The organism is Pseudomonas sp. BN505 (assembly GCF_029873175.1).
GTDB classification, from domain to species: domain Bacteria; phylum Pseudomonadota; class Gammaproteobacteria; order Pseudomonadales; family Pseudomonadaceae; genus Aquipseudomonas; species Aquipseudomonas putida.
In genome coordinates this window covers 1-7,687 of sequence record NZ_SSOI01000062.1, presented here as the reverse complement: position 1 = coordinate 7,687, position 7,687 = coordinate 1, and the positions used below count along the sequence as shown (strand labels likewise).

Below are 7,687 nucleotides of genomic sequence, written 5' to 3'. Positions count from 1 at the left end.
AGGGCACTGACAATCTTGTTGGTGACGTCCAGGTAGATATCGGACATGACGTTCTCCAGTCAAAGAAGGGGAACGCTGCCCGGCCGGGAAGGGTTCCCGGTGGGGTAAGTGGACAGGGGTAGGGTGGGTGTTCAGGTCGATGAGATGTCCACACCGATCTCATGTGGCAATCTGATGTGCAGGAAAACAGGGCCGGTCTTTGGCGTGATGTGAGTTACCAGTAGCTGAGTGGCAGCCGTCGATGAGCGTGAGTCGTTCTTGGAAGCTTGACCAAGTGGTAACTCAAGCGACTGGCGCAGACGGCGACCACTTACTGAAACCAAGGCGATTCCCAAGACGGCTTGCAAGCGCAGCCCTGATTGCTCGACTGCGTCAGTAGCCGTACCCACCTCAGCGATGAATTGCCATACGCCTGGGCTCAGGACAACGGCAGGTAAGGAGCGGTTCTTCCTGGACACTGGTGCCTCCCGGGAGCTGATCCTGCGATGGCTTCACGAACAACTTGGGGGAAGTCCCATCGCTACAACTCACACTGTGAACTGGGCGTGTCTAGGCATTAAAACGCTCTTGCCGGTGGGGTCAATGCCCAAGCCAGGGCACCGCGAAGGTCGAGTTTCCAGCCGCTTCCAGCGAAGGCTTTCCATCCCAAACTTCCAGATGAAAGGCTCGCTGCTGTTGGCGTAGATTGAAATGAGCGATATCCCAGAGAGGCACTAGCTCGTGCTTTCCCGGGACATCGCGGGTGTTGCGAGAGCATTCAGGATTTCCCGGAGAGGGCAATCTCTGCAGCGATGTACAAGTGGGTGGATGCGGCCTCAACTACCAGCGATCCGCTGGTGCCGCGTAGGCTTTCCAGGACGGGATCATCAAGGTCGAAGTACTCAGCAAAATCGTCGCCGCCGAATTCACTGCTTGCGCGATTCCACCAGGTGTCGAAGTCGTCGACGTCAGGGTTGCAGCCCATGGCATAGGCAATGTGTTTGCGGCTACCTCCGTCGGATTTGCTTTCACCGAACTCAGACATGAGGTAGACACCGTGGTCTTTGACCAAGACGACTCTGCAGCCGATGACGGCCGCTTCAGTCAAGACAGCATGAAGTTCAGTTCCTGTGAAGCGCAACATGGTGAGTTCCTCCAGGCAGTGCGGAGGAATTCCACCCATGCGGGAAGAATTCCCAGCACGGAAATGGAAAAGGGGCCTCAACGGAGCAGGTCTCCGTGAGGCAGATGTGAAAGAGCGCTCATCACCGCGGGAGCGGTAACCGGGCGAGCCACCGAACGCTAATCGCCCTTGGGACAACCATCACGGGAGTGACGTAGCCTTTAAGGTTATGGCCACCTGGGGGTGCCGGGTTACCAGCGCTTGCAAGTTCGATTTATCAAGCGGGCCGGCATTGCGTCAATAGGAATTTTCAGAAGGGTGCAATGCGTCAATCCATGCGGTGCCACTGGCGGTCAGCAGCGTAAACCAAGTGATCAACGGTCATGGAAAACCGTGGGGGAGGAGTAAGCTAGAGCTTGGATCCAAACTCTTTGTAGCGGTTTGGCCGCACGTGCGGTGAAGTAAACGGAGGTACGAAAATGACGGCCCAAGCTACTTCAAACTCCAGCCGTACTCCATTCGGCAAGTACTTGATTCGTGCCGCAGGTCGAGCGGGACGATTGGTGAATCAGCTAGAAACCAGCGTTTTGCACTCACCGATTTTGGCGAAGGTGCCGCTTGGGTATCGCCGGGTGGGTATGCAGATCGTTAAGTTGATGCTGATGCTTGCTGTCGCATCAGTCGCTTTTTTCCTGGCGATCGGAATGGTTGCTCTGTGGACCCTCGCGGCGCTGCCCATTAAAAGTGATAGGCAACCTCGGATATACGAGGTAAGTCATCCCCAGCACCAAAGCAAATATCCTGAGATGTACGATGATAATGGGTCTCCTAGATAATCAATTATCTTAACTTTTTGGCTCCCGATATGAGTTGAGAAGATCCTTTATCAGCCTGTACCTGAGCTCCTTCTGATCCGCGAGTGAAGAGCGTCTGGACACCGCTGCCTACGTTGTATCCCGCCCAGCTCATTACACCGAGGAAAAACATTGGGAGTACGAAGAACATGGCCCCCATCACGTACTCAATCACCTGCGCGGTGACCGTCCCATCCATGAAGCCTGCCGTTGGCAATGTTAAAAGCGCTTGGTCCGTGGCAGAGACCTGGTGGTACAGCGTGTCGAGCATGCTCGAGTCGATCCACCGGGCCAACTCCCACCAGAACGTCAGCATGTGTAGGGTGAATAGCGCGAAGGTGACCGTCATCAACGCTTTGAGTTGGTAGGTGCTGATCAGCAGTACCAGCGGCAAGCTGATGATCGTGCCCATGATCAGGAAGGCCTGCACCATTGGCAGTGCCGCGCGTAGGGCATTCATCGCCGGGAAATTGCTGAACGAGCCCAAGGCCAGGCCGGTGTTGGTGGCCAGGTTGTTGAGCCCCTGTGTCAACGATCCACCTCGGGCACTGCTGCCATAGTCCTGGAACACCTGACCCGGCGCCATGCTCAATGACTGCTGGCGCGGGCTAACCAGTTCACGCAGGGTCGCGTTTTCGATTTCGGTGGAGCTGTGTCCGGTCAGCCACCCGCGCAACTGCGTGAGCAGATTGGGATCGACCTCGGCAACCAGGCGATCCCGCATTCCGACCGTGGCATCGCTCCACCACTGCTTGCAGGTTGGGTAGCCCGCACCGTTGTCCAACCGGGGCAGGGAGGTGTCCCGCGTCTCGTCGTACGGCCAATCAACCCGGGGCGTGCGCGAGCGATCCTTGTCGTAATAGCCCGGCGTGTCGAGTAGGTAAGTCGAGCCAATCCAGGACGCATCGTAGCTCTGCGATTCGTCCAGCTCAGGGCGGTTGGTAAACAGCCTCGAGCGTGAAAAGCCGTAGCAGTCGCGGGTGAAATCGGCGACTTCCTGCAGCAGCACCTGGTCGTTGATCCGGGAACTGTCGATCTCCATCCGCATCGCGCGGATGTCGGGTGCGCAGGGAATCGACGCTGTGGCGGCGGCGGTAATGCCCTTGCTCATGGCATGCACCAGGTACCACCACACCGGCACATTCGCCGATTTCTCGCCGATCGTGTTGAAGGTTGTTCCCCAGGCCGTGTCGGCGGGCTTGGCCATGGAAACACCACAGCGCTGGCTCGCCGCACCGTCGAAGGTTACGGAGGACAGGTTGAGCGGGAAAAACGGCATGCAGCCAAACAGGATGACGACGTAGCTCATCCACAGTCGGTTCTCGACGCGGGGGATCGACAGCAAGCCTTTGTTGCCCTCGTCGGCCCCCTGTTGGCGGGCGGATAACCACTCCTGCAGGATGATCGCCCCAAACGGCGCAGCGAACAGCCCGGTGTCTGCCAGCGTGTTCCAGATGCCGTTGTTGATGATCCACGCCAGCAGCGACAGGTAGTATTCGAGGTAGCTGTTGGTGCTCATGTTCATGGCTGCACCTCACAAGCGCGACAGTTCGACCAGGACGATCGCACCGAAACCGATCAGGCCCAGGCGTAATAACCGTTGCTGGTCTTCCGAGCTTGGCCGCAAGCGGAGTGCTGCGGTCCAGCCGGCGAAAATCAGGGTGTACAGTAGGGCTCGCCAGTAGGCGAGAAACGGCGTACTCCCCCGTGCCTTCTTGATCCATTCCAACTGGGGCCCGCTCAATTGCAGCGCCATCGAGGCAACCAGCAACATGACCATCATGACGGCGAGGATCAGCAAGCCCCGAACGACCGAGCTTTTCACAGAAAACGGCATCATGGCGTGCTCCTTCCCTGATCCGCTCGCTGCAGGCGGTCTGGGCGTGGATCGCGCTGGTCGATATTGCGTGAGGCATCGGCGCCGCCGGCGTGGCGATCGAGGACCAGGCTGGCGGTGTTGGTGGCCAGGGCTTGGCGAACCTGCAATTCCGTTTGCAGCAGGCGGATCTCGCGCTCCAAGGTTTCGACATTGCCGTTGAGGGCAGTGGTGGCGGGCTGCGCCGACGCCACATTGGGCTCTCGGCTACCGGCGAGCAATGTGCGCTGCAGCAGCATCGCTTTGTAGATCGCGCTCGACAACGCGGTCTCGCTGGCCAAACGTTGGGCCAGCAGGTTCTGGTCGGGGTCATCGCGTAGGCCCTCGATGACGCCACGCGAGACCTGCAGCAAGGGGCTGGAGACTTTGGCGAGGTTTTCTGGGGTGGGCTCTTCTGCGCCCGACAACATGCGTTGCAAGCCCTCGAGGTGCTGCGTGTAGGTTTCCTGGATCAATGGTGTGAGCCCTGCACCCGCGCTCACGCGCAGCGCCTCGCAGTCATCGCAGGTCTCCACCTCGGATTCGCCGAGCACACGAGTGGCCCACTCAGCTGCCTCGTCGGGGCTCGACCAAGCCTGGCAAATCGCGCCATTCTGACAACCTGAACCGACCGCCGAGGTGTCCTCGACCGAACGGTTGTGCAGAAGGTTGTAACCCGCCTTAACCACGTCCGCGGTCACCCGGATCGGCGCCTGGCCATGGCCGCCAGCTTTCTGCCCGCCAATCCAGCTGACACCCTTGTTGCCGTTGTTGGATTCGGTGTCTTTCACCGCACTCACGGCATCACCGTCGGACTGCTCCAGGTTGTGCTGCATTTCCTGGTTCTGCGCCAGTGCTCCCCAACCGGCCTGATCCACCTTGTCAGCCATCTTCGCCGCCATCGCCTGGCAGGTGAGTTTGGAGCGGTCGAAGTCGATGCGTCCCTGCAGTACGCCGTTGCTCAGCAGTTCATACAGCCCGGGGTTGGCGCGCTGGATGATCATTGCCGGCAGCGACATCACCGCCTGGGTGGCGTTCTGGATGACGTTGCCCATGATCTGCTGGAAGCCCTGGGTGGCACCGTTGAGCTGGTTCTGCAGGGTGTTGGAGAGGTTCATGTTTCCGCACATCATGTTCGCGCGCCAGGACAGGCCGACGCCGAGTCCGCTGGGGCGGTAGAGCGAGGAGGGCGCGCCCGCCGCCGATCCGCCACCGATGGTGTACATCACCCGGTCGTCCAACACTTGGGCTTGGTCGCCCAGGTGGTAGCCATTCTCGGCGGCGTGGCCGGCGGCGCATACGAAGAGACATACCAACCCGAACGAGAGGGTGTTCATCACTGGCCTCCATCAAAGTCGATGCTGAACAGGAAGGTCTGCCCCATGCGTTGGCAGCAGCGATACGGCCGCCACAACGACCAGGCGTAGGCGCCCTCGGCACTCTGGACGGTGGCGCTCGGGAAGATGGCGCAGGTGCTCTGCATCATCGGTGCGAGCAACTGCCAACGGTGGTTGTTGATGTTGTTCTCCATCACCGGCAGCGGCGGCCAATAGCCGGGCGATGGCATCGGCTGCAGCGGCAGATACACATGCGGCTGACCAACGCGGGTGATGAAGTCGCTGGCGCGCTGCGCCATCACTGCGGCAGCCTTGAAGTCGTCGGGCTGTACCAGGAAACCCTGTCGTGGGTAAATGCTGCCCCACATGTTGCCGAGGGCTTGGCTACCGATCTCACGCATGCCCGGAATAAGCGCTTGCGGATAGACGGACTCGGGGATGGCGTGGCGCCAGGCCAGTGGATCGAGCGTACTGAGGTAGTAGGGCGCAAGTGGCACCGCCCCGCTTGGACATGCATAGCCGAAGCTGTGTGCCACGGTAGTCAGTGCAGCGCCGCCAGGATGTCCGATGCCGTCGACATTCTTGAAGCGCGGCAGGTTGTTGCGCTGCGGCGAGGGCGTGATGAGGTTGCCGCCGCCTTGCGACAGGGTGGTCGGCGCCGACAAAGCAGACATCTCGCCCCACGGGTTACTGCCGGTGTCGGAATAGCTCGACACCACCAGCTCGGGAATGAAGTGACGGACCTTGGGCGAGGTTCGCACCGTGCAGCCGAAGGGCGTACACAGTAGCCAATAGCAGATCCCGACGATGCGGTACTCCAGGCACTGCAGCGACGCGACAGAGGCAATGATGGCGGGGGTGGTCAGCGCCAGGCACTGCTCGGCAGCCATGAGCGACGCGATCGCGAGGAAGGCGCGAGCTCGGCCAGGTTTGCTCGGCTGTGGCGTTCGGCATGGGGCGGTCAAGTTCATCGGCAGCGCTCGGCAGGGGGCAACGGTGTGCATCCATGCGCCGAGTTGCAGCATCGCGGATCAGGCTGAGGAGGGGGACGGACAAACCGAGACTGGTGCCTTCGGTTTCTTCAGCCGGCAGGATCAGGACTGCAATCTGTCCTAAATCACTAATGGAGTACAAATGTGCTCCTGTCGATTTTTATTGATCAGCAGGCTTAGAACATCGTGTGTTCCGAGGTTCAGGACATGCCGCGCAAGCGATCGATGTCCGCCGCAATCTGCAGCGCAGCCTCCAGCTCGGACAGCTGGTGCGCTTCCATCAACCGCCAGCGCTGGGCTTTTTCCTCGGGCTCGGTCATGGCCAGGGCGAGGTAGAGGCTCGGCGGGACTGCGCGAAACAGCGTCTCCAGCTGCTTCGACAAGACCACGCCCTCGGTGTACTTGCCCGAGGCCTTGCTCGCCGACAGCAGCAGGGTCTTTTGTGCTGGCGTCAGCTTCTTGAACCGAGCGATCTCTTCGATTTCCGCCGGTGGCATGTTCAGGCAGATCCACCACTCGATCATGTTGAGCATGGTCTGCGCCGCGTCAGGGAAGTCAGCCAGGTTCTGCGTTGCTAACCAGAACCAGGCGCCGAGCTTGCGCCACATCTTGGTGCCTTTGACCACGAACGGTGCCAACAGCGGGTTCTTGGTGATGATGTGGCCTTCGTCGGTGACCATGATGATCGGACGACCGAGGTACTGGTCGCGTTCGGCGAGGTTATTCACCGTGTTCATCAGGCTGATGTAGCTGATCGACATCTGTGCTTCATAGCCCTCGCGGGCATAGGTGGCGAGGTCGACGATCGTGACATCGCTTTCCGGCCAGGGGGGGCCTGGTCGGTCAAACAGCGCACCCTCGAAGCCCTGGCAGAACAGGTCGATGGACTCGGCCATTTCCTGGGCACGCTCACGACGCTTGTCGGGCAGATGGGCGTCGCTGGCCACCGTGCGAAGCGCATCTCGGACATGACGTGTCATGACCTGCTGGTCGCTGGCCGCACAGTGCCTGGCGGCGTCAAGGATGCACTCGCGAATCAGACTGCGGTCTGCCCGGGTAAGGCGCGCTTCTTCCTTGGCTTCGCCGCCGGTGATCATCAGGCGGGCGGTGATCTCCAGCTCGCCCAGCACATCGCGTTGCTCGTCGCTGTCCGAAGCTTCTTCATCCAGGTCCTCGGTCGACAGGCTGGCGACCTGGTCGGGGCGTTCGATCAGTCGGCGGGCATCGGCGAAAGGGGCCAGGCTCAAGCCGCTGCCCGGTTTGAGTTGGACCTTATTGACGGTCAAGCCGAGTGTGGCGAAGTAGTCGCCCTGCAGGCCAAAGGAGTTGCCGGCCTCGACGATAAATAGCCGCGGCCGATACACCGCCATGACCTGCATCAGGATCGAAACCAGGGTGGCCGACTTGCCGGCGCCAGTCGGGCCGAACAACAGCAAGTGGCCATTCATGGAGCGGTCGAAGCGTGATAGGGGATCGAACGACAGCGGCGCGCCACCTCGGTTGAAAAAGGTAATGCCCGGATTGCCGGTACCGATGCTGCGTCCCCA

7 protein-coding genes are annotated in these 7,687 nt (G+C 60.4%); 1 reads left to right on the top strand and 6 read right to left on the bottom strand.

The features are described from left to right. Positions 1-757 precede the first annotated feature (757 nt). Positions 758-1,123, bottom strand: coding sequence for a DUF3085 domain-containing protein (locus E8E78_RS19555; protein WP_063425444.1), 366 nt, complete (start codon positions 1,121-1,123; stop codon positions 758-760). Between the two features lie 458 nt (positions 1,124-1,581). Between E8E78_RS19555 and E8E78_RS19550 the strand changes: the two genes are divergently transcribed. After that, positions 1,582-1,938: a hypothetical protein gene (locus E8E78_RS19550; RefSeq protein ID WP_063423889.1), complete on the top strand. Its 357-nt coding sequence runs from the start codon at positions 1,582-1,584 to the stop codon at positions 1,936-1,938. A 4-nt stretch (positions 1,939-1,942) separates the two neighbouring features. Here the strand turns inward: E8E78_RS19550 and E8E78_RS19545 are convergent, their stop codons facing one another. From E8E78_RS19545 to E8E78_RS19525, 5 genes are all read right to left on the bottom strand, one after another. Continuing rightward, entirely contained in the window at positions 1,943-3,481 is a 1,539-nt protein-coding gene (locus tag E8E78_RS19545; RefSeq protein WP_280313295.1) for a conjugal transfer protein TraG N-terminal domain-containing protein, read from the bottom strand. A gap of 9 nt (positions 3,482-3,490) precedes the next feature. After that, positions 3,491-3,796 carry a hypothetical protein gene (locus E8E78_RS19540; RefSeq protein WP_280337122.1) on the bottom strand — a complete coding sequence of 102 codons (306 nt, stop codon included), beginning with the start codon at positions 3,794-3,796 and terminating at the stop codon, positions 3,491-3,493. Beyond that, positions 3,793-5,148, bottom strand: a complete 1,356-nt coding sequence (locus tag E8E78_RS19535) for an integrating conjugative element protein (protein ID WP_280337123.1) — start codon at positions 5,146-5,148, stop codon at positions 3,793-3,795. The genes E8E78_RS19540 and E8E78_RS19535 overlap by 4 nt, the downstream gene beginning before the upstream one ends. Then, a complete protein-coding gene (locus E8E78_RS19530; RefSeq protein ID WP_280337124.1) occupies positions 5,148-6,119 on the bottom strand; it encodes a TIGR03756 family integrating conjugative element protein in 972 nt (323 codons plus the stop codon). Before E8E78_RS19530 ends, E8E78_RS19535 begins: the two co-directional genes overlap by 1 nt. 221 nt (positions 6,120-6,340) lie before the next feature. Further along, positions 6,341-7,687 (bottom strand): conjugative transfer ATPase (locus E8E78_RS19525; protein ID WP_280337125.1); only part of this gene is annotated, 1,347 nt, incomplete at its 5' end.